Source organism: Dietzia sp. B44, assembly GCF_014145245.1.
GTDB classification, from domain to species: Bacteria; Actinomycetota; Actinomycetes; order Mycobacteriales; family Mycobacteriaceae; genus Dietzia; species Dietzia natronolimnaea.
This window is the reverse complement of sequence record NZ_JAALEF010000244.1, coordinates 7,764-8,280: the sequence shown is the minus strand read 5'-3', so window position 1 is coordinate 8,280 and position 517 is coordinate 7,764. Positions and strand designations below refer to the sequence as shown.

1 protein-coding gene is annotated in these 517 nt (G+C 69.6%); it reads right to left on the bottom strand.

The window, feature by feature from the left end:
• Positions 1 to 115: 115 nt before the first annotated feature.
• Positions 116 to 517 (bottom strand): Rv0361 family membrane protein (locus G6017_RS08885; protein WP_182617002.1); only part of this gene is annotated, 402 nt, incomplete at its 5' end.

Sequence of the window (517 nt, the reverse complement as noted above, 5' to 3'; positions counted from 1 at the left end):
CCAGGCGCCCACCGCACCCACCCCGCGTGACTCCTGCACGGCTCGTGTGTGCGGCGCGTGGCGTGCCCTCGTGTCTCAGGGCGATCAGACTCGGGGCGATCAGCCCGGCGGGAACTCAGCCGGGCTGATCACCCTGAGGCACCGCACCCATTCCCACACCGGGCTCGCATACCTTCCAGGCGCCGTCCTCATTGAGCATCCGTACCTGCTCCGGCGCGGACTCGTCGGATTCCGACTCCACGGTGGCGGTGGCGACATCGCCCTCGATCTCGACCCCGGTGACCTCGAGATCCTGCGGGAACGAACCCGCGATGGACTCGCGCAGCATCGCGTCGAGGTCGGTGCCGGTCTGCTCGCCGGAGGCGGTGATGTTGTCGACCAGGTCCTGCGGCACCCGGTTCTCGGCGCAGAGATGGCTGTTGAACTCGGCGAACGAGTCCGAGGCGGTCATGTCGCGGAGAGTCTGCTCGACCGCGCGCTCCGCGCGATCCGAGGACGACATCGGCCCGGCCGCGAC